General features: G+C 50.1%; 27 protein-coding genes and 1 riboswitch. All 27 genes read right to left on the bottom strand.

Annotation, left to right across the window (positions count from 1 at the left end; all coding sequences use genetic code 11):
- Positions 1–38: 38 nt before the first annotated feature.
- Positions 39–1,037: a rod shape-determining protein gene (gene mreB / locus ACFORK_RS12465; protein ID WP_379199224.1), complete on the bottom strand. Its 999-nt coding sequence runs from the start codon at positions 1,035–1,037 to the stop codon at positions 39–41.
- Positions 1,038–1,247: 210 nt separating this feature from the next.
- Positions 1,248–1,535, bottom strand: a complete 288-nt coding sequence (spoIIID, locus tag ACFORK_RS12460; protein WP_019915029.1) for a sporulation transcriptional regulator SpoIIID — start codon at positions 1,533–1,535, stop codon at positions 1,248–1,250.
- 246 nt (positions 1,536–1,781) lie between these two features.
- Positions 1,782–2,522, bottom strand: coding sequence for a peptidoglycan DD-metalloendopeptidase family protein (locus ACFORK_RS12455; RefSeq protein WP_379199222.1), 741 nt, complete (start codon positions 2,520–2,522; stop codon positions 1,782–1,784).
- 60 nt (positions 2,523–2,582) lie between these two features.
- Positions 2,583–3,710, bottom strand: coding sequence for a stage II sporulation protein D (spoIID, locus tag ACFORK_RS12450; RefSeq protein ID WP_379199220.1), 1,128 nt, complete (start codon positions 3,708–3,710; stop codon positions 2,583–2,585).
- A 150-nt stretch (positions 3,711–3,860) separates the two neighbouring features.
- Entirely contained in the window at positions 3,861–5,222 is a 1,362-nt protein-coding gene (gene murA, locus ACFORK_RS12445) for a UDP-N-acetylglucosamine 1-carboxyvinyltransferase (RefSeq protein WP_379199218.1), read from the bottom strand.
- Positions 5,223–5,426: 204 nt separating this feature from the next.
- The gene (locus ACFORK_RS12440; protein WP_379199216.1) at positions 5,427–5,684 is read right to left on the bottom strand and encodes a DUF1146 family protein; all 258 of its coding nucleotides are present in this window, start codon (positions 5,682–5,684) and stop codon (positions 5,427–5,429) included.
- A gap of 249 nt (positions 5,685–5,933) precedes the next feature.
- Positions 5,934–6,350 (bottom strand): F0F1 ATP synthase subunit epsilon, encoded by a 417-nt coding sequence (locus tag ACFORK_RS12435; protein WP_379199214.1) that lies wholly within the window; start codon positions 6,348–6,350, stop codon positions 5,934–5,936.
- 65 nt (positions 6,351–6,415) lie between these two features.
- The gene (atpD, locus tag ACFORK_RS12430) at positions 6,416–7,816 is read right to left on the bottom strand and encodes a F0F1 ATP synthase subunit beta (protein WP_379199212.1); all 1,401 of its coding nucleotides are present in this window, start codon (positions 7,814–7,816) and stop codon (positions 6,416–6,418) included.
- Positions 7,817–7,979: 163 nt separating this feature from the next.
- A complete protein-coding gene (gene atpG / locus ACFORK_RS12425) occupies positions 7,980–8,849 on the bottom strand; it encodes an ATP synthase F1 subunit gamma (protein ID WP_379199210.1) in 870 nt (289 codons plus the stop codon).
- Between the two features lie 239 nt (positions 8,850–9,088).
- On the bottom strand, positions 9,089–10,600 hold the full coding sequence (gene atpA, locus ACFORK_RS12420) for a F0F1 ATP synthase subunit alpha (protein ID WP_379199208.1): 1,512 nt from the start codon (positions 10,598–10,600) through the stop codon (positions 9,089–9,091).
- A gap of 11 nt (positions 10,601–10,611) precedes the next feature.
- Positions 10,612–11,163, bottom strand: coding sequence for a F0F1 ATP synthase subunit delta (locus tag ACFORK_RS12415; RefSeq protein ID WP_379199206.1), 552 nt, complete (start codon positions 11,161–11,163; stop codon positions 10,612–10,614).
- Positions 11,160–11,648: a F0F1 ATP synthase subunit B gene (gene atpF, locus ACFORK_RS12410; protein WP_379199204.1), complete on the bottom strand. Its 489-nt coding sequence runs from the start codon at positions 11,646–11,648 to the stop codon at positions 11,160–11,162. The genes ACFORK_RS12415 and atpF overlap by 4 nt, the downstream gene beginning before the upstream one ends.
- A 97-nt stretch (positions 11,649–11,745) precedes the next feature.
- Positions 11,746–11,958, bottom strand: a complete 213-nt coding sequence (gene atpE, locus ACFORK_RS12405; protein ID WP_039877624.1) for a F0F1 ATP synthase subunit C — start codon at positions 11,956–11,958, stop codon at positions 11,746–11,748.
- A gap of 105 nt (positions 11,959–12,063) precedes the next feature.
- Positions 12,064–12,831 carry a F0F1 ATP synthase subunit A gene (gene atpB / locus ACFORK_RS12400; protein WP_379199201.1) on the bottom strand — a complete coding sequence of 256 codons (768 nt, stop codon included), beginning with the start codon at positions 12,829–12,831 and terminating at the stop codon, positions 12,064–12,066.
- Between the two features lie 28 nt (positions 12,832–12,859).
- Positions 12,860–13,219, bottom strand: a complete 360-nt coding sequence (locus tag ACFORK_RS12395) for an ATP synthase subunit I (protein ID WP_379199199.1) — start codon at positions 13,217–13,219, stop codon at positions 12,860–12,862.
- 10 nt (positions 13,220–13,229) lie between these two features.
- Positions 13,230–13,463: an AtpZ/AtpI family protein gene (locus ACFORK_RS12390; protein WP_066379089.1), complete on the bottom strand. Its 234-nt coding sequence runs from the start codon at positions 13,461–13,463 to the stop codon at positions 13,230–13,232.
- A 178-nt stretch (positions 13,464–13,641) separates the two neighbouring features.
- Positions 13,642–14,802 (bottom strand): non-hydrolyzing UDP-N-acetylglucosamine 2-epimerase, encoded by a 1,161-nt coding sequence (gene wecB, locus ACFORK_RS12385; protein WP_379199197.1) that lies wholly within the window; start codon positions 14,800–14,802, stop codon positions 13,642–13,644.
- Positions 14,803–14,868: 66 nt separating this feature from the next.
- A complete protein-coding gene (gene upp, locus ACFORK_RS12380; RefSeq protein ID WP_066379093.1) occupies positions 14,869–15,498 on the bottom strand; it encodes a uracil phosphoribosyltransferase in 630 nt (209 codons plus the stop codon).
- A gap of 444 nt (positions 15,499–15,942) precedes the next feature.
- On the bottom strand, positions 15,943–17,190 hold the full coding sequence (locus tag ACFORK_RS12375; protein WP_379199194.1) for a serine hydroxymethyltransferase: 1,248 nt from the start codon (positions 17,188–17,190) through the stop codon (positions 15,943–15,945).
- Positions 17,191–17,246: 56 nt separating this feature from the next.
- Complete coding sequence (locus ACFORK_RS12370) at positions 17,247–17,906, bottom strand: TIGR01440 family protein (RefSeq protein ID WP_379199192.1); 660 nt, start codon at positions 17,904–17,906, stop codon at positions 17,247–17,249.
- Positions 17,907–18,148: 242 nt separating this feature from the next.
- Positions 18,149–18,231: riboswitch (ZMP/ZTP riboswitch) on the bottom strand.
- Between the two features lie 46 nt (positions 18,232–18,277).
- Positions 18,278–18,865, bottom strand: coding sequence for a low molecular weight protein arginine phosphatase (locus ACFORK_RS12365; RefSeq protein WP_379199190.1), 588 nt, complete (start codon positions 18,863–18,865; stop codon positions 18,278–18,280).
- 132 nt (positions 18,866–18,997) lie between these two features.
- Positions 18,998–19,570, bottom strand: a complete 573-nt coding sequence (locus ACFORK_RS12360) for a manganese efflux pump MntP (protein ID WP_379199188.1) — start codon at positions 19,568–19,570, stop codon at positions 18,998–19,000.
- Positions 19,571–19,672: 102 nt separating this feature from the next.
- On the bottom strand, positions 19,673–20,947 hold the full coding sequence (locus ACFORK_RS12355; protein WP_379199186.1) for an L-threonylcarbamoyladenylate synthase: 1,275 nt from the start codon (positions 20,945–20,947) through the stop codon (positions 19,673–19,675).
- Between the two features lie 156 nt (positions 20,948–21,103).
- The gene (gene spoIIR, locus ACFORK_RS12350; RefSeq protein ID WP_379199184.1) at positions 21,104–21,856 is read right to left on the bottom strand and encodes a stage II sporulation protein R; all 753 of its coding nucleotides are present in this window, start codon (positions 21,854–21,856) and stop codon (positions 21,104–21,106) included.
- 83 nt (positions 21,857–21,939) lie between these two features.
- Positions 21,940–23,142: an FtsW/RodA/SpoVE family cell cycle protein gene (locus ACFORK_RS12345; protein WP_379199182.1), complete on the bottom strand. Its 1,203-nt coding sequence runs from the start codon at positions 23,140–23,142 to the stop codon at positions 21,940–21,942.
- A 539-nt stretch (positions 23,143–23,681) separates the two neighbouring features.
- Positions 23,682–24,872, bottom strand: a complete 1,191-nt coding sequence (locus tag ACFORK_RS12340) for an FtsW/RodA/SpoVE family cell cycle protein (RefSeq protein WP_379199180.1) — start codon at positions 24,870–24,872, stop codon at positions 23,682–23,684.
- Positions 24,873–25,018: 146 nt separating this feature from the next.
- The gene (gene prmC, locus ACFORK_RS12335) at positions 25,019–25,987 is read right to left on the bottom strand and encodes a peptide chain release factor N(5)-glutamine methyltransferase (protein ID WP_379199178.1); all 969 of its coding nucleotides are present in this window, start codon (positions 25,985–25,987) and stop codon (positions 25,019–25,021) included.
- Position 25,988: the final 1 nt, after the last annotated feature.

The raw sequence follows: 25,988 nt of genomic DNA, 5'->3' as shown, positions 1-25,988 counted from the left end.
CCTTCCTAGGTCTTCTTCTATTCCTTTTTATCGGCTGCCTAGAACTTTTTCTTAACGACCTTGTCCAAATTGTCCAGCATGATGCCCGTTCCCTTAACCACGCAATGCATAGGATCTTCGGCAATCCAGACAGGCACGTGCAATTGTTCTGCCAGCAGCTCGTCCAATCCGTTCAGCATCGCACCGCCTCCGGTCAGGACAACACCCCGATCGATAATATCTGCCGACAGCTCAGGCGGTGTACGTTCAAGCACCGATTTGGCAGCAGCAACTATAGAAGAAACCGGGTCCCACAGAGCTTCCTGCACTTCACTGGAGGAAATGGTTAAGGTCTGCGGCAGTCCACTGACCATGTCACGTCCGCGGATATCAAGCTCCGCCTGCATGCCGCTTGGACGTACCGTACCGATAGACACCTTGATATCCTCGGCAGTGCGCTCCCCGATCAACAGTTTATATTTTTGCTTAATATATTTTAAAATGGCATCGTCGAACTTGTCCCCTGCAACTTTAATCGAAGAGGCGGTAACGACGTCGCCCATGGACAATACGGCTACATCCGTCGTTCCGCCGCCAATATCGACGACCATGTTTCCACTTGGTTGATAAATATCCATTCCCGCACCAATCGCTGCGGCCTTCGGCTCTTCTTCCATGAATACTTCTTTGGCCCCACTGCGTTCCGCCGCTTCCCGAATAGACTTCTGCTCAACAGAAGTAATATTCGTAGGCGCGCAAATGAGAATGCGGGGCCGTGCGTACCAACTGCGGCCACCCACGCGGTCGATGAAATACTTCAGCATCATTTCCGTAATTTCAAAATCGGCGATAACCCCGTCCCGAAGTGGACGGATCGTCGTGATATTCCCGGGTGTGCGTCCTACCATCCGCCGGGCCTGCTCTCCCACCGCAAGGACTTTCTTCGTATCACTTTCAAGCGTGACCACAGAAGGTTCATCCAGAACGACTCCCCTTCCTTTAACATGAATGAGCACATTGGCCGTGCCGAGATCGATTCCGATATCCTTGCTAAGCATAATGAAAGAGCCCCCAAAGTGTTATTTTAGAATGAACTGCAAATTATATAAACCAAAGAATGATATGACCATTTTCGACCCTACGTAAGAAGTAGGTCATTAGATCTATTTCTTTAGTTCAACATATATAGTACCAAATTTAAAAATACCATACTTTAGGGGATTTATACAATGCGTTAAAATTAAATATTCCTTAAAATTCCGAAAATGTTATGGCTTTGACGCTACAGCAACCTCACGCTTTTTTCCAGTGGTCTTTTTATATTTGATCTTTGTGGCTTCTCCCCCCCGCAGATGTCGGATGGATTTGTGATATTCGAGAATGTGCTTCACCTGATCAGCCAGATCAGGGTTGATCTCAGGTAGACGCTCCGTCAAATCCTTGTGCACCGTGCTCTTTGAAACGCCAAATTCCTTGGCTATGGTTCGGACCGTGTGCCTTGTTTCCACGATGCAGCGTCCAATTTTGATCGTACGTTCCTTGATGTAATCGTGCACGCTCCCGCCTCCCAACTGTGGATAGTTTGGTACATTATATGAGTGGCGGGCCTATATATTCGCGCTTTCAGGACATGACAAGCTGTGGGAGGCTCATTTTATTTGGTGGACAACCGTAAATCAGGGCATGCTCGCTCTTGATTGTCCGTGTAAGCAGGCAATGATTACTAGGCCGCTGTAGGACTTATAAAGTCCTGTATACAAAAAAAGCAGAGGGCATCCGCCCCCTGCCTTTCGAAAAAATAATTATTTGCGCTCTGGAAGCAAATCCGAAGGATTCACAAGCTTGCCGTCTTTGTACACTTCAAAGTGAACATGATTGCCGAGCGTTTTCTCGACTTCATTGCGTCCGGCTGAAGCAAGAATATCTCCTTGCTTGACTTCGTCACCTTGCTTCACTTTGGCTTCACCCAGACTTTGGTACACTGTCTTCAGGTTACCGGCTGAAGTAATTTCAACCACCGTACCATTGACCGGATGATTCTCCACCCGTTCCACTTTACCGCTCAGTGCAGCCTTAACATCAAATGGCTTGTTGTCTTCACGGGCGATATCAATTCCCGTATTAGGCGTAAAGGTGTCGTTATATTGCACCATCGCTTCTACGTGATTTTCTTCAGTCCCGTTCTCGTCATAATACGGCTTGACCACTTCAATCTCAGCGGGGTTGCTCACCGGCCAGGCAATGTCTTCTGCTGAAGCCACTACTTCCATGGAATCGGGATTTCCGTTTGCTGGAATGCTTTGGTCGTCTCCAGTTTCCTTGTTGACAACGGCGGCGGTGTCCTGAGTCAGCGGTTTAGTACCCGCATCCTGATAGACCCACACCAAGGTTAGTATAATTGCCGCTGCCGCCGTGTAGACTGCCGGAAATACCCACCGCTTGGATAACAGTCTGTTCCATGAAGAAGGCTTCGCACCTGAATCTCCCTGCTTATTTTTGAGAGATTCATCATGGGTTGTTTTGTTTTTGTCTTGTTCATTCATAGTTTATCACCTCAGTAACCAGTGTTACCGGGCAATCTGCTTTTATACGTATCTTTCAAGTTATTTTTTCAAAAGAGTTGAGACTTGCGTGAAGGTGATTCCCGTGTAATAGTGTTTGAGAATTTGCGTAGCCGTTCCGCCCTCCTTGGCCATCCCGTTCGCTCCCCACTGACTCATACCTACACCATGACCATTACCGTAGGTGGTGATTAGAATCTGTTCACCCTTGCGCTTCCAGGTGAACTGGCTCGACCGCAGCCCCAGCTTCTCCCGCACTTCCCGGCCGGTAAACACCTGCCCACCGATAGAAATCTCCTTGATCCGGTGCCCTGTAGTTAAAGACAACACTTCCATCGGCAACGCTGACGGGGAAGTGGTTCCGTCCTTGGCGGACGCCGATAGATCTTTGATTACCGGGACAGCTCCCTTACCCGCTCCCAGCTTGGACATCAGCTCCTGAACCGTGAACGCTGAGGTTACTGCATAATTGGGGGTAATCTCTTTATCCCATGGACTGGCTACGCTGCGCAAATAGGGCACCGCTCCCTTCCAATACTCTTCCGAATTTTCCGTATAACCTCCACTGGATGCAAAAAAGGAGGCTGTGATCGGCTGTCCGTTATACGTCATAATCACGCCACGAGTCTCCAGAACTGCGCGATGGATCTTCTCCTGCTGCGTCTGTGTAAAATCCTGTTTCAGTTTCTTGGACGAAACGTAAGCCTGGTGGTTGACCGTGTCGGTGACATTCGCGCCCGGCACTGGCACGCCGCTGACGTCGCCGGCTACGAGGCGACGGGCAATAAAGGTGCGGGCCGCTACGGCCTGTGCTTTGAGCGCCTCAAGCTCAAAGTCGGCCGGCATCTCGGCCGCCACCACGCCGCTGACGTACTCTTCCAGCGGCAGTGTCTCTATTTGTCCGCTGCGCGACAAATAGACAGAGACTTGCGGCTGCGGGGTGCCCTCCGCAGCTGGGGCCTGCACCGCCGGAGCCGCTGTATGCTGCGGCGGTGCAGGGGGCGGGGCTTGGCCGTGCCGGGGACCGATCACGGCCAGAGGCAGCAGCAGCGCCGCGAGGAGTGGCGCTGCCAACCAAGCGGCAGGCGCTAGGCGCTTCGCATACGGCGCCGTGCGCCGCAAAGAGAGGCGCCGATTCTTCCAGCGCCGGGTATAACGGGAATCTTTCATCTCTATGGCTCCTTCCTGTGCTCCACTGGCTGATTCTTATAGATATGAATCTCAGCCAACTGCTAGAACAGGAAATGAGAGAAAGAGAGTTGAACAAAAAAGCCAAGCGGCAGGAACGCCACTTGGCTTACTTTTGCAAATGAATTGATATTATACCCAGGTCGGTTGAACTTGGAAACGAGGTTTCGCTTCTTCGTTCTTGCTTTTGGAAGTCTCAGACTTAGAAGCTTCTTCCTTCTCGGTAGCAGCGTCTTCCATGGAAATACGCCAGATATCCGCACCAAGTCCCGACAGCTTCTCTGCCAAATGAACATATCCACGGTCGATATGGTGAGTTCCGGATACTTCTGTAGTTCCTTCAGCCACAAGGCCTGCCAGAATCAGTGCTGCTCCGGCACGCAGATCGGTGGCACAAACTTTGGCGCCTACGAGGCGAGCATTGCCCGTCACGATCGCGGAGCGGCCTTCAATCTTGATCTCCGCATTCATATTATGGAATTCATCCACATGCATAAAGCGGTTCTCAAATACAGTCTCGGTAACTACGCTGGTGCCTTCAGAGCGAAGTAGCAACGCCATCATTTGTGACTGCATATCCGTCGGGAAACCAGGATACGGCAGTGTCTTCAGATCAACAGCCTTCAGCGGCTTGTCGCTGATCACGCGCACACCGTTCTCGTCAGGAATAATGGTTACGCCCATTTCTTCCATCTTCGCAATTACAGGTCCCAAGTGGTCAGCAATCGCACCTTCCACATATACATCGCCGCCTGTGATCGCTGCAGCAGCCATGTAAGTACCTGCCTCGATACGGTCAGGAATAACATGATGCTTCACGCCATGCAGAGACTCAACGCCTTCAATACGGATCACACCTGTGCCGGCACCCCGAACGATAGCGCCCATACCATTCAGGTAATTGGCTAGGTCAACAATCTCTGGCTCTTTGGCCGCATTCTCAATTACGGTTACACCCTCCGCAAGAGCTGCCGCCATCATTATGTTCTCGGTCGCGCCTACGCTGGCTACATCCAGATAAATCTTGGCTCCACGCAGCCTTCCGTTACTTTTCGCTTCAATGTAGCCTTGGCCGAGACTGATCTCTGCACCAAGCGCCTCAAATCCTTTTAAATGCTGATCAATAGGTCGAGTACCGATTGCACACCCGCCTGGCAAAGAAATTCTTGTACGTCCCAATCGGGACAACAGTGGCCCCATCACTAGGAAAGAAGCCCGCATTTTGCGTACCCATTCATAAGGTGCTTCACAGGAGGAGATACTTCTGGCATCCACCTCAATAATATCGTTCTGGTATGTAACCCCTGCCCCCAGAGATTCCAGCACTTTGCTAATCGTCATTACATCGTCAAGCGGAGGTGCGTCCACAATGACGCTAACTCCTTCTTCTGCCAATAAAGAGGCGGCTATGATCGGTAGTACGGAATTTTTTGCGCCGCTAACTTTCACGCTCCCGGTCAATCTGTTGCCACCGCGGACGATAAATTTGCTCATTTCGGTTTCCCTCCGCGTCCATTATTTCTTAAAATAAATGTTAATCTTAATTTAAGTGCCACTGTCATATTATCGCATTTTCCGTCATTTCATCCTGTTTTTCGAGTACATCCCTTAAAATTCAGTGTTGACATAATAAAAAATTATTATTCGATGTCTTACTGCAACTTATGGCCTACGAACTTATAACCAAACCCTTACGTCTTAAAACATATGGCGGATCTGCGAGCTCCACCCCAGATAATCCAGCAGAAATCCGGCCACGAAGTGGCCCAGAACAATGGCTAGCAGCAAGTGCAGCAGCCTACCTTGCGGGCTCTTGGGATATCTTATGATGAGATCGAGCTTAAGGTTCTGCAAAGCCCACCAAGATAATACAACGCAGAGCAATGATACAACCATTGAGACCAATCCGCTGCGGCCGATTGCGCCAGACAACTCCGCGGTCAACATTTCATTCATGTTTACCCCCCGTGTAACCTTACTCGGAAATCGACTCTTATATCATACTTGCGTAGGGGAAAAGAATCCAGTACTTTTACAAATTTTTAAACAATATAGCTCCAATATCCTAGAATATCACTAGATGTTCACTTTCACAACCTCCATAAGGCCTTAAATCGTGTTTTAAAAAGAATCCAGTAATTTACTCAATGTCCAGCTGAAAGATACAAAAAGACGGCCAAGCCCTTAAGCTTGACCGCCATACTATTACTGTTGTCCTTTTCCGGTGGACACTTTGATCCGTGTAACGGCGCGTTGCAGCGCCAACTCCGCACGGCGATGATCAATATCGTCCTGCTTGCTACGCGACTGCAAACGGCGCTGAGCCCGTTCTTTAGCCGCCTCGGCGCGCTCAACATCGATATCCTTAGGCAGCTCGGCACTTTCAGCCAGCACGGTTACCTTGTCTTTGTGCACCTCAACGAAACCGCCGTGTACGGCGATTGAGATCGTAACACCGTCCGCCTTAACGGACAGCGGAGCAACCTGAAGTGGAGTTACAAGCGGAATGTGTCCGGGCAAAATACCCAATTCGCCTTCTACCCCACGTACAGTCAGGCTGTTCACCTGTTTTGAGTAGACTAGACGATCCGGCGTGACAATTTCCAATAGAAAAGTGTTCACTTCCATTCCTCCTAAAAGCTTTACCACAGTAAAGCTCGCATCGAGAGCCTTAACTCAGCTCAGGGTTACAATGATTTCGCTTTTTCGACTGCTTCTTCAATCGTACCTACAAAGAGGAATGCCGCTTCCGGAAGATCGTCATGCTTACCATCCAGAATCTCTTTGAAGCTGCGAACCGTTTCTTTAATTGGCACGTATTTGCCTTTGAAACCGGTGAACTGCTCGGCCACGTGGAAAGGCTGAGACAAGAAGCGTTCCACTCTACGAGCGCGGGCTACAATCACCTTGTCTTCTTCGCTCAGCTCATCCATACCGAGGATTGCGATGATGTCCTGAAGCTCGTTGTAACGTTGAAGCAGTTGCTTAACGCCTTGAGCCACGTTATAGTGCTCATCGCCAACAACTTCAGGTGCGAGAATCCGCGAGCTGGACGCCAGTGGGTCAACCGCAGGGAAAATCCCTTTTTCAGAGATTTTACGCTCCAAGTTAGTTGTAGCATCCAAGTGAGCAAATGCTGTCGCCGGAGCAGGGTCAGTATAGTCATCCGCAGGCACGTAAATAGCCTGAATGGAAGTAACGGAACCTTTTTTCGTCGAAGTAATACGCTCTTGCAATTGACCCATTTCCGTTGCCAGCGTTGGCTGGTAACCAACCGCGGAAGGCATGCGTCCGAGCAAGGCGGATACTTCAGAACCTGCTTGAGTAAAGCGGAAGATGTTATCGATAAACAGCAGCGTGTCGCGGCCTTCCACATCACGGAAATATTCCGCCATAGTAAGACCAGTCAGTGCTACACGCAGACGCGCGCCCGGAGGCTCGTTCATCTGTCCGAACACCATCGCTGTTTTCTTGATAACGCCGGAGTCCGTCATTTCATGGTACAAGTCGTTACCTTCACGAGTACGCTCGCCCACGCCCGCGAATACGGAGATACCGCCGTGCTCTTGAGCAATGTTATTGATCAATTCCTGGATCGTTACGGTTTTACCTACGCCGGCACCACCGAACAGACCGATCTTACCACCCTTAGCATAAGGAGCAAGCAAGTCGATAACCTTGATTCCAGTTTCCAGAATTTCCGCTTGGGTAGACAGTTCATCGAACGTCGGAGCCAGACGGTGAATCGGATCCTTTTGCTCAGCTACAATCTCTGCGCCGTTATCAATTGGATTTCCGAGTACGTTAAATACACGGCCCAGTGTCACTTCGCCAACAGGAACCGAGATTGGTCCTCCTTGGTCGATAGCTTCCAGCCCGCGTACCAGCCCGTCTGTAGTAGACATAGCGATACAACGTACCAGATTGTCACCCAGATGATTGGAAACCTCAAGCGTCAAATCGATCTTGCGGTCATTCTCCAGGCTGGTCTCAATTTTAATGGCGTTGAATATCTCGGGCAACTGGCCGCGTTCAAATTCAATATCCACAACCGGACCCATAATGCTTACAACGCGTCCTTTGTTCATCTTAGTTTCCCTCCTCGAAAGCTATTACATTAAGGAGAAACGACAGTGCCGTCCTTGAAGAACTTAAGCTCTACAAGGCAGCGATACCTCGTATCGCTTTGGCGGCACCCGATTCTCGTAAAATATAAGCTAATGTTAAGCGATGCTTAACACCCTATATATTTTAAGACTGCGCGTTTGCCCCGGCCACGATCTCGGTGATTTCCTGCGTAATTGCCGCTTGACGAGCACGGTTGTACGTAAGGGTAAGATCCCCGATCATTTTCGACGCATTCTTCGTTGCATTGCCCATCGCTGTCATCTTTGCACCCAGCTCGCTAGCTTTGCCGTCCAGTATTGCACTATAAATCAGAGTCTCGGCATACTTCGGAAGCAGCACTTCCAAAACGCCCATAGGAGAAGGCTCGTATTCATAGTTGGCACTGGCTTCATGATGATCTTTTTCGCTCACTGTCTCCATCGGCAGCAACCGATCAACGGTCGGAACTTGAGTGATGGCATTAACGAAACGGTTGTAACATACATACAGTTCGTCAAAGTCACCATCTACGAACTTCTGAACAGACGAGTTGGCAATGGACTTGATGTCCGCAAACTTCGGTGTATCAGAAAGCTCGGTTACCGTCTCGATAATCGGGTACTCACGGCGGCGCAGGAAGTCACGGCCTTTGCGGCCAATAACGAACAAAACGTACTCGTCTTTCGACTTGTGGCGTTCTGCGATGAGCATAGTCACCTTACGCAAAATATTGGCGTTGTATCCACCGGCCAGACCTCTGTCCGAAGTGACGATGAGATATCCTGTCTTTTTAACAGGACGGCTGACCAGCATGGGATGCTGAATGCCTTCCGAACCGGAGGCAATGCTCGTTACGACCTCTTTCAGCTTCTCTGAATAAGGACGGGCAGCCTCGGCTTTCTCCTGCGCTTTTCTGAGCTTGGAGGCAGCTACCATCTCCATCGCTTTGGTGATCTGTCTGGTGTTTTTAACGCTTTTGATTTGACGTTTAATATCACGCATGCTTCTTGCCATGATTTCACCACCTTTAAGCTTTGACGAAGTCAAAGCTGACTTCGTAAGCATTTGCTAAGCTTTGACGAAGTCAAAGCTATCTTCGTAAGCATCTACTTTGCTTTGACGAAGCCAAAGCAAAGTTCGCAAGTATAATCTTTGAGCTTTGACACCGTCAAAGCTCAATTTCACTGAAATCATTCTATTAACAAGCTCTGCAGGCATTACTCTCGCAAACCAAGGAGCTTTATCATCAAGGTTTAGCTAGTCGCGAAACCTCTTTTGAATTTCTCAATGGCTTCTTTCAATGCAGTCTCGTTATCCGCAGTTAAATCCTTCGTATCCGTGATAGACTTGAGGATCTCGGAAGCGCTGCTGTCTACGAATGCCAGGAACTCTTTCTCGAAGCGTCTAACATCTTTGACAGGAATATCATCCAAATGACCTTTAACAGCCGTGTACAAGCTGACTACTTGATGCTCAACGGACAGCGGCTGATTCACGCCCTGTTTCAGAATTTCCATCATACGAGCACCGCGGTTCAGACGGGCCTGCGTAGATTTATCAAGATCGGAACCGAACTGGGAGAACGCCTGAAGCTCACGGTATTGGGCCAGATCCAGACGGAGCGAGCCGGCAACCTTCTTCATAGCTTTGATCTGTGCGGATCCCCCTACACGGGATACGGAGATACCGACGTTGATCGCCGGACGTTGACCGGAGTAGAACAGGTCGGACTCCAAGAAGATTTGGCCGTCAGTGATCGAGATTACGTTCGTAGGAATGTAAGCCGATACGTCAGAAGCCTGTGTTTCGATGAACGGCAACGCGGTTAATGAACCACCACCAAGCTCATCGCTAAGCTTCGCTGCACGTTCCAAAAGACGGGAGTGCAAGTAGAATACGTCACCTGGGAAAGCTTCACGGCCCGGTGGACGACGGAGCAGCAAGGACAACTCGCGGTATGCGGAAGCTTGCTTGGAAAGGTCATCATAGATAACCAATACGTGCTCGCCTTTGTACATGAAGTACTCACCCATTGCGCAGCCTGCGTACGGAGCGATAAAGAGCAATGGAGAAGGTTCGGATGCCGATGCAGTTACAACGATGGTATATTCGAGCGCACCATGGCGGCGGAGAGTTTCCACTACCTGTGCTACTGTGGATTGCTTTTGTCCAATGGCAACATAGATACATTTCATGCCGTTGCCTTTTTGGTTGATGATGGCATCGATTGCGATTGCGGTTTTACCAGTTTGACGGTCACCGATGATGAGCTCACGTTGTCCGCGGCCGATCGGCACCATTGCGTCAATCGCCTTCAGACCCGTTTGCATTGGTTCGTGAACCGATTTACGGTCGATAACACCTGGTGCATTGTTTTCTACAGGACGGAATTCAGTCGTTGCGATTGGACCTTTGCCATCGAGCGGCTGTCCAAGTGCGTTCACGACACGACCCAGCAGGGCTTCGCCAACCGGTACCTGCATAATGCGGCCTGTACGCTTCACTTGATCGCCTTCACGAATTTCCTTGTACTCACCCAGGATAACAACACCGACGTTGCTTTCTTCCAGGTTGAGCGCCATGCCTACTACACCGTTGGAGAACTCCAGCAATTCGCCTGCCATTGCGTTTTCCAGACCGTAGACACGGGCGATACCGTCGCCGACTTGAATGACGGTGCCAATCTCGGCAACTTCGATATCGGTTTTATATTGCTCAATTTGACTTTTGATCAAAGTGCTGATCTCTTCAGGTCTGATGCCCAATATCCTCACCCCTATCTTCTATGCTTATCGTTAAAAGATTTCTCGAGACGTTCCAGCTTGCCGGACAAACTGCCATCATACAGCGTGTCGCCGATAACAACCTTCAGTCCGCCGAGCACACTCTCGTCAACCACGTTCTTCACACGAATCTTGCGATTCACCAGTTGACCGAATTCGGCTGCTACCGCTGCCTTCTCATCTTCGCTAAGCGAATAAGCTGAATATACAGTGGCATCTCCGATTCCGAGAGCGTCTCCTTCAATTTTGATATATGTTTCCAGCAGATCGGCAAAAATGTCGGTTCTGCCCCGTGACACAAGCAGCTCAACCGTATTCAATACGGTCGGTGAAAGCTTGTCTTCAAGCACAGAACGCAGCACTTTCAGTTTGTCGGATTGCGAGATGCGTGGAGCCAGGATAAAGCGTTTCACTTCCTGGTCGTTATGAAGAACTTCGACTACCGCCTTGAGCTCCTCTTCAACCTGAAGCGTAATTCCTTTCTCTACCGCAGCGCTATACAGCGCTTTGGCATAGCGTCCCGCAACTACCGTATCGCGGCTCATGATCTGCCTCCTACCTCTTTGAGGTATTGATCAACAAGCTGCTCCTGTTCGCCGCTCGCGCTTACTTCTTTCTTGATCAGCTTGGAAGCAATCCGTACGGATGCTGTACCAATCTCGCTGCGAAGTTCTTCGACAGCTTTGTTCTTCTCGTTCTCGATATCCCGGACAGCCTCGTCCTTGATGCGAGAAGCTTCGGATTTGGCTTGCTCCAGAATCTTGTCCATTTGTTGATTGCTCGTGATCTGGGATTGCTGGATGATGTTCTGAGCTTCCTGGCGTGCGTTGTTCAACGCCTGCTTTTGCTCTTCCACGTACGCGACCGCCTGCTCTCTGGTCTTCGCCGCTTCGTCCATCTGCTGCATTACCAGCTCACGGCGTTTCTCCATAATCCCGAACAATTTACTGAACGCAAATTTGCTCAGCAGGAAATATAGAATCAAAAACGCAGCGATTGAAAAAACGATATTTGTCCAAACGATATCCACTGAGGTCACTCCCTTCCATTACCGCGTCTTGCGGACGTATACAAAAGTAAGGCGCGGATGGCACTTGCCCTCCCCGCCAAACCGTAGGTACGGTTTATTAAGAAAACATGATCAGGAATGCAATAACTGTTGCGGCCAAAGGAATAACCTCGACGATACCTACACCGATAAACATAGTCGTTTGCAGGGCGTTACGAGCTTCCGGTTGACGAGCGATGGATTCTACCGTTCTACTAACGATCATACCGTTACCAAGACCTGCGCCAAGTGCGCCCAAACCAACCGCGATTGCTGCTGCCAAAAATTCCATTTGTAAATATCCTCCTTTAATTTCGGTTCAAATTGTGTTTAATGATATAACATATCTCCCGCGAAGGTACGATCGGCGGCTGCCGTTTGTCTTCACGACAGCTCATTAATGTGCTTCTTCTTCGTGAATCGTCATCTGCGCGATGTATACCATCGTCAGAATCGTAAAGATAAACGCCTGCAGTGCCCCAACGAAAATACTGAAGCCCTGCCATACAGCCAGAAACGGTATACTGAGAACCCCCAGCTTCAGAATAACAGTAATCAGAACCTCACCCGCGAAAATGTTCGCGTAAAGCCGGATTGCCAAAGCGATAGGCTTGGCCAAGTTCTCAATAATGTTAAGCGGCAAGAAAATTGGAAACGGCTCAACAAAGTGTTTGAAATAATGCTTGCCGTTGAGCTTGATGCCCAGGTAGTTCATTAGTACAAACACAATAAGTGCCAGCCCCGCAGTGACATTGATATCTGCTGTCGGCGATTTGTACCAAAGGATCTCAACGTGGTCACCATGTGCAAGGTTCTTCGTAGCTTCAATCACATGTCCGAATACAGTAACCGGTCCATGTGCCTCAGTCACGACTGAAAACGGCAGTCCGAGCAAGTTGGATACGAAAATGAACAGGATTAAGGTTAGTCCCAAAGAGATATAAGGCTTCCCTTTCTTCAGATCCATCGCACTTCCAATGACTCCCTGTACAAACTCCACAACCCATTCCATAAAGTTCTGAAGTTTGGAAGGATTCTCCACGGATAGATTACGAACCGACAGCATGACCAGAACGAACACTACTGTACAACTGATCAGCAGCATCAGCACGACGGACAAGTCTATCGGAATTCCCCCAAGCATGATTTTCGGCATAGCATGCATAGCATCTCCCCCTTTCTCTTTAATCTGGTTACATTTTTTTCTTGATGCTCAGATATATTCCCGCAGGAATAGCGAGAAGCTGGGGAATAAATAGGCCGGCTATGGTTGCTTCCAGCGAGAAATGCTCGATTTTGACCGAGAACATAGTGACCAAAATGGCGAAGCAAATCCGTGTGACAAAACCAAGATTGAAGGCATTCCCTTCCTTGTTCGCAATACTCTGCGTTACCCGTCTGACCTTAACGGCCAGGTATCGGAAATTTACCAATCCCGCCACCAGCCCCAGAGCCATGCCCAGGGTAACAGTCCGGGTCTCGTGATGAAGAGCCCATCCCATTACCAGTCCTGCCATAAGGACAAGGGTCACTCTGGTGACAGTATTGATCATGGGAGTCATATTATCCATTCTGCTCCCCCAAAAATTTTTTGATTAACAGGACCACATTCACAATCCCCAATATCATACCGGTGATCGTGCCTATAGCCAGCCAATAATTGTGACCGTCCATCAGGTCTCTCAGCCATTTGGCGAGAAAGAAACCTATAATAATGTAAGCGGCTAACAAGGTACCTGCACTTCCAATGACAAGAGCAGTACGTCCAAGGCTTTCCCTGTCTTTTTCCTGTTTCATGGCTACAATCCCAACTAATTTTACTGAATTCTCAGACTCTTTGTCAATTCGTTGAACATTGCTCAAAAACCCTTGAAAACATGAAAATAATCACAGCAAAACGTTCCAAAACCATATAAACCGTACAGTTTCACTGTATGTTGATTTTATTTCATTCAGAATATTAGTTTTAATGATTTTATTTATTTTTTGTGAACATTCTGTGAAACTCTTCCGGACGCTCCTCAACCACTCCAAAATGATGCAAAATCGCATTGACAATTCTCTCGGATGCCTTGCCGTCTCCATATGGATTTGCGGCCTGACTCATGGATTGATAGAGCTCCTGATCAGTTAACAGAGCATGTGTCCGTTGATACACCTTCTCTTCGTCCGTCCCCACAAGCTCCAGTGTTCCGGCCTCGATCCCTTCCGGGCGTTCCGTGGTATCACGTAGCACCAATACAGGTACTCCGAATGAAGGAGCTTCCTCCTGCAGGCCGCCAGAATCGGTCAAAATCAAGTGGGTATGCGGATAGAAATTATGCAGATCTACGACATCTAGTGGATCAATCAGCTTGATTCTCGGGTGTCCGCCGAGGATCTCATGCGCCGGTTCCTTAACTGCTGGACTCGGATGCACAGGATACACAATGGCTACATCTTCGAACTCATCAGCGATTCTTTTTACGGCCCGGAAAATATTACGATGCGGCTCGCCTTGTGATTCTCTGCGGTGCGCCGTCATCAAAATAAGTCTTTTTCCTGACGCAAATTCCAATACAGGATGCTGGTAGTCCGGCTGTACGGTATATTGAAACACATCGGTTACCGTATTGCCTGTGATATAAATACTTGATTCTTTTTTGTTCTCATGTCTCAGATTGCCTGCGGACCAGTCTGTCGGCGCAAAGTGCAAATCGGCCAAAACCCCTGTCAGCTGACGGTTCATCTCCTCGGGATAAGGGGAGAGTTTGTTCCAGGTCCGAAGTCCTGCTTCCACATGACCCACCTGAATTTGTTGCAGGAATGAAGCATAACTGGCCAGGAATGTAGTCAGCGTGTCACCATGTACCAGTACCAGATCAGGCTTGGCCTCACGAAGTACCGGCTCCAATCCTTCCAGCACCCGAATGGTAATCTCGTTCAAGGTTTGGCGGTCTTTCATAACATCCAGATCATAATCCGGTGTAATCTTGAACACCTCAAGCACCTGATCCAACAATTCACGGTGCTGGGCCGTTACACACACGATAGATTCGATATGTTCGGGATGTTTCCCCAGCTCAAGAACCAGGGGTGCCATCTTGATCGCCTCGGGGCGCACTCCGAAAATCGTCATTACTTTAATTTTGGACATATCCCCTACCCACTTTCTCCATAGTTGCAATTGTTTCTAGATAAGCTTCAGTTATAGTATTCGTGATTACTTTGTTCCGTACAGGCGGTCACCAGCATCGCCAAGTCCCGGGATGATGTAACCATGTTCATTCAAATGGTCGTCCAATGCGGCTACATAAATGTCCACATCTGGGTGAGCTTCATGCACAGCAGCAACACCTTCCGGTGCAGCGATCAGGTTCATCATTTTAATTTGGGTACAGCCACGATTCTTCAGTGAAGTAATAGCAGCAATGGCCGAACCGCCAGTAGCCAACATTGGATCAATGACAATCAGTTCGCGCTCCTGCACATCTGTAGGAAGCTTGACGTAATACTCAACAGGCTGCAACGTATCCGGATCGCGGAACAAGCCCACATGACCCACCTTGGCTGCAGGCAGCAGCTTCAATACGCCTTCCAGCATACCAAGTCCAGCACGAAGGATAGGAACCAGTCCCAGCATTCTTCCGGAAATCACCTTGCTTTGTGTCTCAGCAACCGGCGTCTGCACGGTTATTGTCTCCAGTGGAATATCGCGTGTAATCTCGTAAGCCATCAATGTGGCAACTTCATCAACATGCTCTCTGAACTCCTTAGTGTTAGTCCGCACGTCGCGAATAAATGTCAGTTTGTGTTGAATCAAAGGATGATCGCAAATCACCAATTTTCCCATTAACTTGTCCCTCCGGTAATTATAAAGTCTTTAGTCTCAAGCCCTAGTAAGCGCTTTGCACCTGTTCTGTGGCTAAATCTCATCTATTATATCATCACCGCCGCCGCTTTTCACCCTACGACAGAAACTACAACAATACTCTTCGAAAACAGTTCAATTATTACATCATTATCCAGAGGAAGGATTTAAAATGCATCTAATGTCTATTGCAACCTTGTGAAAACGTGCTTTAGTCTGCACAACTTCAGCTTTTTCATACTTTTCACAATTTCATCACGCTTTTTATTGAAAATTCCATGAACTTTCATGATTGATTTCAATACATTTCAATCCATAATCAATCTTCCAGTTGTGAACATTATGCAACAAAAAAACCTCCGTAGAGCCGGAATCCCGGCCCACGGAGGCAGAAAGGCAGTACAAATACTGAAATTATTATACAGATTAGTATTTCAATTCAGGGTACAGCGGGTATTGATCTGTCAGCTCAGCCACTTGGCGGCCAGCCTCAGTCAAGATCGCTTCATCCTTCGGATTCTTGAGCACATTCGCAATGATCCGGCCAATAACACTCATCGCTTTCTCATCCATGCCACGAGAAGTAACCGCAGGAGTACCCAGACGGATACCGCTAGTTACAAATGGACTAGTTGGGTCGAACGGAATAGCATTCTTGTTCACGGTAATACCAATGGAATCCAGTACCTTTTCCGCTTCTTTACCGGTAATACCCAAGTTGCGGGTATCAATCAGCATCAAGTGGTTGTCTGTTCCACCAGAGATAATGTTAATGCCTTCACCAAGCAATGTCTCGGACAATACCTTAGCATTCTTGATAACATTTTCGGCATAAGTCTTGAAGGATGGCTGCAATGCTTCACCGAAGGCAACCGCCTTGGAAGCAATCACATGCATCAGTGGTCCACCTTGCGTGCCTGGGAATACAGCTTTATCAATTGCAGCTGCCCAAGGTTGTTTACAGATGATCAAGCCACCGCGTGGTCCACGCAGCGTTTTGTGTGTTGTAGTTGTTACAAAGTGAGCATGTGGAACTGGGTTCGGGTGCAAACCTGCAGCAACCAGACCTGCGATGTGAGCCATGTCTACCATGAACAATGCGCCAACATCATTGGCAATAGCAGCGAGTTTTTCAAAATCAATGGTACGCGGATAAGCACTTGCACCAGCTACGATCAATTTAGGACGGTGTTTGAAAGCGGCTTTGCGCACTTCATCATAGTCAATAAGGAAAGTATCCTCTTGCACACCGTAAGCAACGAAGTTATAAAGCAAGCCGGAAGCATTAACCGGGCTACCGTGTGTCAAGTGACCACCATGAGCCAGGTTCATACCAAGTACAGTGTCACCAGGCTTCAGGGCTGCCAAATAAACGGCCATATTCGCTTGTGCACCAGAGTGCGGTTGTACATTGACATGCTCTGCACCAAACAGTTGCTTAGCACGGTCGCGAGCCAGATCTTCGACGATGTCTACATCTTCACAACCACCATAAAAACGCTTGCCCGGGTAGCCTTCAGCATATTTGTTGGTAAGCACCGAACCCATAGCTTCAATAACAGCTTCGCTGACGATATTCTCAGAGGCAATAAGCTCAATATTCGCGCGCTGACGTTTCAGCTCCAATCCCATCGCTTCCAGTACTGCCGGGTCACTCTTACGCAATTGTTCCATGTTCTTATTTCCTCCCTAGTATTGTGTTTATGTTGTGTTTAGTGAAAACCATTAAGTTATTCGCAGAGCGGGGTTCCGCTTTGCTCCTGTGTCCGGTAGACGGCACGTTCGCCGCCGATCAAGGCAGGTCTGCTCCATGCAGCGTTCACTCTAGCTTCTCCAATGTAACGCAGGCTAGGACGGAAAGGCACGGCCACACGTCGTAAATGCATGCCGATCAGCGTCTCCCCGATATCAATACCAGCATGAGCCTGTACGGTTTCTGCCAGCACAGGGTCTTTCATGGAGCGATAGGCAGCAGCAGCCATCGAACCTCCTGCGACGGGAATCGGCACAGCTGCAACCTCCTGTAACCCTAACCGATCCAGCAAAGAGCGCTCCATCACCAAGGCACGATTCAAATGCTCACAGCATTGATACACCGGATGGAATCCGAGTTCATCAGCTACCTCAGTAATGCCAGCAAGCAATTGCTCTGCCACAGCCAGCGCTCCGCCAGTCCCGATCCGGGCACCGGCTACCTCGCTGGTGCTAGCTCCAACTACAAGAATCTTGCCGGGACCCAGCTTCCCTGCCGTAGCAAGCTCTCGAACCACAGTGGCAGTAGCCTCAGAGAGCAAGCGTGCATTGTCTGAAGAATGATCTTCTTCCCCGACAGATCCTGCAGGGTTAACCGCGCGCTCTTCCCAAGAATTGTTCTGCTTCATTTCATCCATTGCCCTACCTCCTAAAATGTTATGACGATACCTCATCATCACCACTTTCGCTTCAGGGACAGATACGGCTGTACCTCTCCAGGAAGCGAAAGTCCAAGACTTTCGGAGGCTGGCAGATACTCTTATTACGCTATAAACCACCCATATCTGTAAGTAAGAAATATAAGGATACATATCTAATAGTCAGATAATTCCATCTATTTCAAACAAAAAAGAGCAGTCCGCAGGTAGCTGCGGATTTGCTCTTTTGCCCAGGCGACCGGCCGTTTATTCCGATGCTCCATCGTGGTTTGATCCACAGTTGTCGCCAGTTACATCGGAACCGATATTTCTTACATCTTAAAGCAAAGAGAGCCGAAAATCAACCTTCTTTACAAACGTCTTACAGACTGTAGCTTATCCAGCAGGCTATGCAGCGCCTTGCGGATCTCGGCAGCTGTTAGCTCATAATCATCACGACTGCCACCAAAGGGATCAGAAATATCAAAGCTCGGAATGCGTTGACGAATCTCGATGATCCGCTGCAGTGCGGCAGCATCCGGTTCCCCTCCAAGAGCAATGGACATTTCTGCTTCTGCATAGAGGCTATCCAGCTCCTCGATATCTTCAGTGACTGACGCTTCATCATGTACATATTCTTTCAGCGTATATGTCTTCGTCACGGCATCTGGAAAATATTGCAGTAAATGCCGCTTGTGACTACCTGTCAGTGTTAACACAAGATCCGCCCAGGCTACTTGTTGACCTGTAAGCTGAGAGGACTGCATGAGATCAAGCACACCCTCATCCCGCAGTATCGCCGCAGCATGTCTGGATATGGATGAGCCTGAAATGGCGGATACTCCTGCAGACCGCACCTCCAGCTCCACTCCGCGCGCCTTGGCATACTTCCGCAGAAGCCCTTCTGCCATAGGACTGCGGCAGGTATTGCCGGTGCAGACGAATAAAATATGCAGCATGTTTATCCACCTCCCAATAAATATTTAAATTCATTCCGCCATAGTTTTCAGTACCGTTCAAATCACTTGATTGGGCAAAAACTATGGGCAGAAGACATAATTAGTTAGAATACTTCCGGTGCCGTTATTGTATCAGAAGATGAACAGCAAGCCAAACCCCAATAGGATCGCCCCGCCAATCGCCTCGCCGTACGTACCAAGCCCACGACTGACATGCCGCCCCAGCAGCAAACCTGTAATCGACATTAGCCCGCCGCAAATGCCAAAAGCCAGTATAGTCAGTAGAATACTGTCCACGAACATCCCTAAAGATACACCTACCGAAAAAGAATCTACGCTGACACTGAGCGAGATCAACAGCATCCCCCAAAAGGTGCGATGATCCCAAACCCTGGGACTGTCATCGCCCGAGCGAAAGGAATTAAAGATCATATGCCCGCCCAGAAGGAGCAGCAACCCTCCGGCAGCATAGGTGGTAACCTGTCCCAATAAATTTCCGACGTAGCTCCCTGTCACTAGACCGAGCAAAGGCATAAGCACATGAAAGAAAGCAATAAGCAGGCTGAGCTGCAGGATATGCAGCAGGCGGATACCTTTCATTCCGATCCCTACTCCGAGGGAGAAAGCATCCATTCCCAGCGCAATTGCCATAATGGCAATCGTTACAACCTGTCCCCAACCGGCATATACCTCTCCTAAGCCCATGGCCATACCCCCAAAATCGCAAATGTCTTGTACAACCACAATATGCGGACAAGAAGGTAAACATGACAACAGGGAAAAAGGGCATGGGCACTGGGCGGGAGATTACTCGACCGCGATCACAGTTCCGCCGGCGGCTTTCATAAGCCGGTTCATAATGGCAGCGCCGAGGCCGGTTTCCGGACAAGCCTCGGCCAGAATGTAGGTCGCTCCCGCCTCATCGAAGCGCCGCAGCGCGGCATATAGGGAGCGGGCTCCTTCCTCCGGCGAGTGAATCGAGCCGAGGGACACCACGCAGGCAGCAGGAGAGGCGGGATAGAAAGCGGCATGCTCCTCGAAGCGGAGCAGCCCCGTGATCCCGCCGTCAGTCTGCGCCGCCTGCAGCAGCTCTGCCGCAGTCTTCGCCACGGCTTGCGGCGAAGACCCGCGCACAACGCCGAGCCAGCCGCGCGGCGCGTAGTGCGTGTACTTCATGCCCGGCGCACGCGGAGCCGGGCCATTGTCTTCGCCCGCGCTGTCGCCAGCGGGCAGGCCCGCAGCCGAGACCGCAGGCGCAGCTGCGGTTTCGGCTGCATGGGCGGGCGCGGTATCTACAGCGCCCGCTCCAGCCACCGCCGCCAGCTGCTCGGCGGTGATTCCGCCGGGACGTAGCACGGCCACCGTGCCTTCCGGCAGGACCTGTACCACCGTCGATTCCAGTCCGACGCCGGCGGCACCGCCATCGACGACAGCGTCGATGAATCCGCTCAAGTCTTCCATAACATGTGAGGCGAGCGTCGGACTCGGGCGGCCCGAACGATTGGCGCTAGGCGCAGCTACCGGACAGCCGGCCTCACGCAGCAGTGAAAGTGCCACTGGATGACTAGGGATACGAATGCCGACAGTATCCAGTCCCGCTGTCACTCTCGGGGACAATACGCCAGGCCGAACGGGAAGCACAAGCGTTAACGGGCCAGGCCAGAAGGCTTCCATCAACGCTGTCGCGGTTGGATGAACCTCCTCCACCAATTCATCCAGCGCCTTCTGATCCGCGATATGCACAATGAGCGGATTGTCGGATGGGCGTCCTTTTGCCGCGAACACCGCCTCAACCGCTGCCGTATTCCGGGCGTCAGCCCCGAGGCCGTACACAGTTTCCGTAGGAAACGCTACGGTTCCTCCTTCCCGGAGAAGCGCTGCTGCTGCGGTAATTGCAGCATGGTTTGCTTCTTCTTCTATAAGCGAAGCCCCAGTTGCAGAAATCGTGGCATGATCTTCTTCTTTTTCTATTAGCGAAACCTCTGTCGTCTCATTCAGCAGATGAAGCTTCCAGTACTTAGTGTCCTTTATATTTCCTGTCTGCCGTGGAAGGGCAAACTTGGTCTCGATGTTCTTTTCCATACATATCACAAGCTTTCCAAAGAGTAGAGTAATGATTACAAGCAGAGCATTTTCGTATAAAAACAGGCAAAATCACGCTGCTTTTGAACTTTTAAAAAACGACCCCACCCTGTGGAGCCGCGACGCTCAGCTTTTAAAATACTACCATATCCGCCCTCAGGACCACAATCCACTGATCCAGTTCCACAGGTTTTGCAGCAGCTCCCAAACGAAGAATTTCACCGCAGGCGTTTCTCCTGACTCGCCATTCTGATCTGTAGTCGATTTGTCTCCTTGCGCAGCCTTTTCACCCAGAGCTTTGTTGATAGCCTTACCTTCCGCTCCGGCAGCAGATACAGTCTTCACCTTGGCAGCCGCAGGTGCTGCGGCATCCCCGGACCCGGCATCTATGAAGCAGAGAGGTGGAAACAGGACACACCACCAGTTTTGCCCCTTGCCCGCGCCCAGTGTAATTCGTAAGGCTTCATAGTCACCAGCCGGATACACCTTGCCACCGTACATTTTGGTAGGGAACGGAACCACGCCGAGCTCCACATTATATGAATAATCGATGCCCCGCTGCTCTAGTTCTTGACCGACCAAAGTGTTCAGCTCAGGCAGATGCCGACGGATTAAGACCCGGGCCTGCTCCAGACTTTGTGGGTCCTCAAGTCCAGACACCCATTGGTTCATTTGGGCTACCACCGCATCACGAATTTGACGTTTAACAAGCTGATCCTGGGTTCCATCCGAGTTGGCCAGAATCCGCAGGCGGATCGACTCCGTAGGAATGGACGACTCAGCTACGGCCGCATCCGTTTTCTGTCCTTCCCACATCATGAGAATCACCATAAAAAAACAAATTAAAATGGCAGTATACTTAAAGGTAACACGCAATGAATCTCCTTTATGACCTGGATTGCTATTCATATCGGCCCGCCCCTCTCTCTTAACCTCTCATATTCGTCAGTATGTCCAAGAGAGAGAGAAGCCAAACCTAGTAATCTATCAAATTAAACCTTTAGCATTCGGGAATTGGCCAAGCCAGCCGAAGGCACAGGTAAATCGGGCTGGGCCTCGCCTCCGTGCAGATGTACGCTCATTACAATGCCCATAGCAGCCATGTTGATGAGCACTGAAGTTCCGCCATAACTGATGAAAGGGAGTGTAATCCCGGTGAGCGGCATCAATCCGATGAACGCCCCGATATTTTCAAGAATCTGATATAGCAACATAGCTGCAACGCCAATTATCAGGAATGTACCACTTCGTTCCCGGCACTCCAGCGCAATCACAATCATTCGATGGATGAGAATAAAGAAGAGCAGCAGGACAAACGCAGAACCCAAGAAACCAAATTCTTCAGCGATCTGTACAAAGATAGCGTCCGAGTACGTATAAGGTACCCGTCCGGCCTGTACAGAGTCCCCGTTCATATAGCCTTCCCCGCCCATACCGCCGGAAGCGATAGCAATTTTAGCATTCTTGGTATGATAACTTGCATCTGCCGTGGCCAAATCCGGGACAAGCCAGGGGTCCAGACGTGCAATCAGATGCTTTCTACCAATCGTCTCTCCGAGGAATTGCACGGCTTGATCATGATAGTGAATATAGCCCAGCGCGAGACCGACTCCAGTAACGCCGATCAGGAGCAGGCCGATCAGTGCATGTGTGAATTTGATATTTCCGATCCATACCAGACCAAGCATTATTACAATATAACTGAGCGCATTTCCCAAATCATTCTGCACAAGCACTAATACAAAAGGGATCAGCGTCAGTAGGCCAATGGGTATGACCCCTCTCCAGAAAGTCAGAACAGCCCCTTGCTTGCGCAACAGGAATGAGGCCAGAAACAGAATAAGAACGAGTTTAAAAAGTTCGGCCGGTTGCAATGTTAGCTGCCCCAGCTTCAACCAGCCCTGCGCACCGTTTTGTTCTTTGCCGATGAAGATGACCAGTACCAATAGTCCAAGGCCCAAGGCATAAATGTATTTCCCATAGCGGATAAACAATTTGTAATCCACAAAGGCAAGCAAGATAAAAGCCATAAACCCCAAGAGATCATACTTGAGCATCTGGAGGTGAAAACCATCCAGTTTCAAGGGGCTTATCCTCCCGACTGTAACGCTGTATATCGAAAATATACTGATGCTCATCAGCATAATTAGCACAACAACGATCACAGGGTCCACTCTCTTCAATTTTTCCAGCATGGTTCAATCTGCCCCTTATCCTCGTTCATTTTCAGCACTTTTCTAGCAATGTCGTGCTATGGCTAACTTACTTCATATGAAGAGCTCACTATCCACTTCAAGGCGCTGTTGTCACTATGGTGAATGCCCGGACCACCGGTCGAATTGCCCACAGATTTTCTCTTATACCATACTTCTACTCTTTCAAAGCCCCTGCATCCCCCGACAGATCATTCGCCTTCATGCGATAAATCCACCTAACGATCTCCGGAGTGTAATTAGCGGCAATTCTGTACCTTAAATCTTCCCGAATACCCTGTACAGCGTGCTTTTCCGAAAAATAAGATGCAAAAATGCCGTTAGTTGGGGAGGCAAACTAGTTTTACTGTAAAGAAGAGTAGCTCGTATATTTATTGTAAATGCCCGCTCTGAATTATACAAATTTATACATCACATCACTTTGAAGCCCACTAACCCTTCACACAACGCAAAAAAAACCGCCAGGCACTATCTTTTCAGACAGTTCCAGCGGTTTAGCAGATGTAATGTTACTTATAAAGCTATGCCTGCTTCGCAGGTGCTTGATAGTTATTGCTCGGATTAGGAAAATCCTCTTCTACTTCTTGTCCGTGCAAGCGTACGCTCATGACAAGACCGATGCTGGCCATGTTGATGAGCAGGGAGGTTCCCCCAAAGCTGATGAACGGCAGCGTGATTCCCGTTAACGGCATCAGGCCGATGAAGGCCCCGATATTCTCAAAGATTTGATAGAGCATCATGGCGACAATTCCGACGATCAGGAATGGCCCTCCCCTATCCCTGCTTTCCAGGGCTATCAATATCATTCGATGGATGAGAATAAAATATAGCAGCAATACCAGCGCGGAACCCACGAAGCCAAATTCCTCGGCAATCTGCACAAAGATGGAGTCAGAATAGGTGTATGGTACACGATCCGTCTGCACGGAACTACCGTTCATGTATCCTTCACCGCTCATCCCACCAGAAGCAATAGCCAGTTTGGCATTCTTCGTATGGTAGCTCGCTTTGGGCGTGGCCTTATCAGGCACAAGCCATGGATCAAAACGTTCGATCCAGTGGGATCGACCAATATCTGTAAGAAAGACTTTAATATCGTCGTGATAATGGATGTAGCTCATAATCCCAGCAACCGCGGAGCTCCCAATAACGATCAGTCCAATCAGCGCATGAGTAAACTTGATATTTCCGATCCAGAGCATCCCGACCAGAATGACAAGATAAGCCAATGCATTACCTAAGTCATTTTGTGTCATGACAATTAGAAAGGGGACTAGCGTAAGCACAGCCAGCGGTATGACATCACGCCAGAACGATAACTTGTTCTTATTCTTTCGCACCAGCACAGATGCCAGAAAAAGAATGAGCACGAGTTTGAACAACTCGGCAGGCTGAAGACTCATGCCGCCTGGCAGCGACAACCAGCCCTGCGCATTATTTTTGGTCTCGCCCATGAAGCTGACAAGCACCAGTAAGCCAATACCGCCGAGGTATACGTATAAGGCGTACTTCACTAATATTCTATAGTCCAGAAAAGTGATTCCGGTCAGCGCAATAAAGCCGATCACATAATACTTCAGCATCTGGATATGGTGTCCGTCCAGCTTTTCTCTCCCATGAGTTACACTGTATATGGCTGAAATACTGACGCACATCAAGATCAACAGAACGACTATGACGACGCCATCGATTTTTTTAATCTTCTGAAGCATGTTCTGCCTCCTTGCTCTCTACTGGCTTTCGGGTACTCATCATGTACTGAACAGCCGCCATTGTCTATTGTAAGGGACGGCTCACTTAAAATACAAATCCTTTGCAGCCAGCGGTCGCCATTGTACTTATAACAACGGCTCCCGAGCTATCTTCTTAGTCCCAGCACATGACGGGGAATCCCGGCGAGATCATCAACGGTGATGATCTCGTTCCAGTGACCCGCAGCTTTCAGGAGCGCGGCCACCTGCTCAGCCTGGCCGAAGCCAAGCTCAAAGCCAATCAGGCGCGGCGGAGCCGGGAGCAGCGGGAGCTGCTCCATCATGCGGCGGTACGGGTCCAGACCGTCCGCGCCGCCGTCGAGCGCCGTGCGCGGCTCATGGTCGCGTACCTCGCGCTGCAGCCCGGCGATGTCACCGCCGGGAATATACGGCGGGTTGGAGACGAGAATATCCGTCTCCATTCCCGCGAACGGCTCGAGCAAGTCGCCGAGCCGCAAGTCCACGGCCGTGCCGTGCCGCTGCGCGTTGCGCCCGGCCACGGCCAGTGCCGCCGGCGAGATGTCGCCGGCGCAGACCACCCACGCCGGCGCTTCCGCCGCCAGCGTGACAGAGATCGCTCCGCTGCCGGCGCCGATATCGACGGCGGTCAGCGGACGTGCGGCGCCTTTGGCTGCGCCGCCGCTTTCTTGCGCGGCTCCACCCGCCGCGCTGCCCTTGTGCGCCGCTGCGCCCGGCGCAGCAGCCGGCCATAGCTCTCCGGCGTACCGCAGGATCGCTTCCACGAGCAGTTCCGTCTCCGGCCGGGGAATCAGCACCGCGGGTGTCACTTCAAAAGCCCGGCCGTAAAATTCCTGCTCGCCAATGATATACTGCACCGGCTCACCGGATGCACGGCGGGTCACCCCGGTCTCCCAGGCTTCCCGGATATCCGCTGGAAAAGCATCCGCCAGCGCCATATAATACGCCGCGCCGGACAAGCCCAGCACATGCTCCAGCAGTAGCTGGGCACTGCGCTGCGGTTCGTTGCAGCCGCTGCGGCTCAAAAAAGAAGAAGCCTCCGCAAAGGCTTCCCGGATGCTTTGCACGCGAGGCATGACATATACGTCGTGTTTCAAA

The sequence above is a fragment of the Paenibacillus sp. GCM10012306 genome, assembly GCF_042649265.1.
Lineage (GTDB): Bacteria > Bacillota > Bacilli > Paenibacillales > Paenibacillaceae > Paenibacillus_AQ.
Note: the sequence above shows the minus strand (reverse complement) of the source record. Positions and strands in the feature narration are given on the sequence as shown.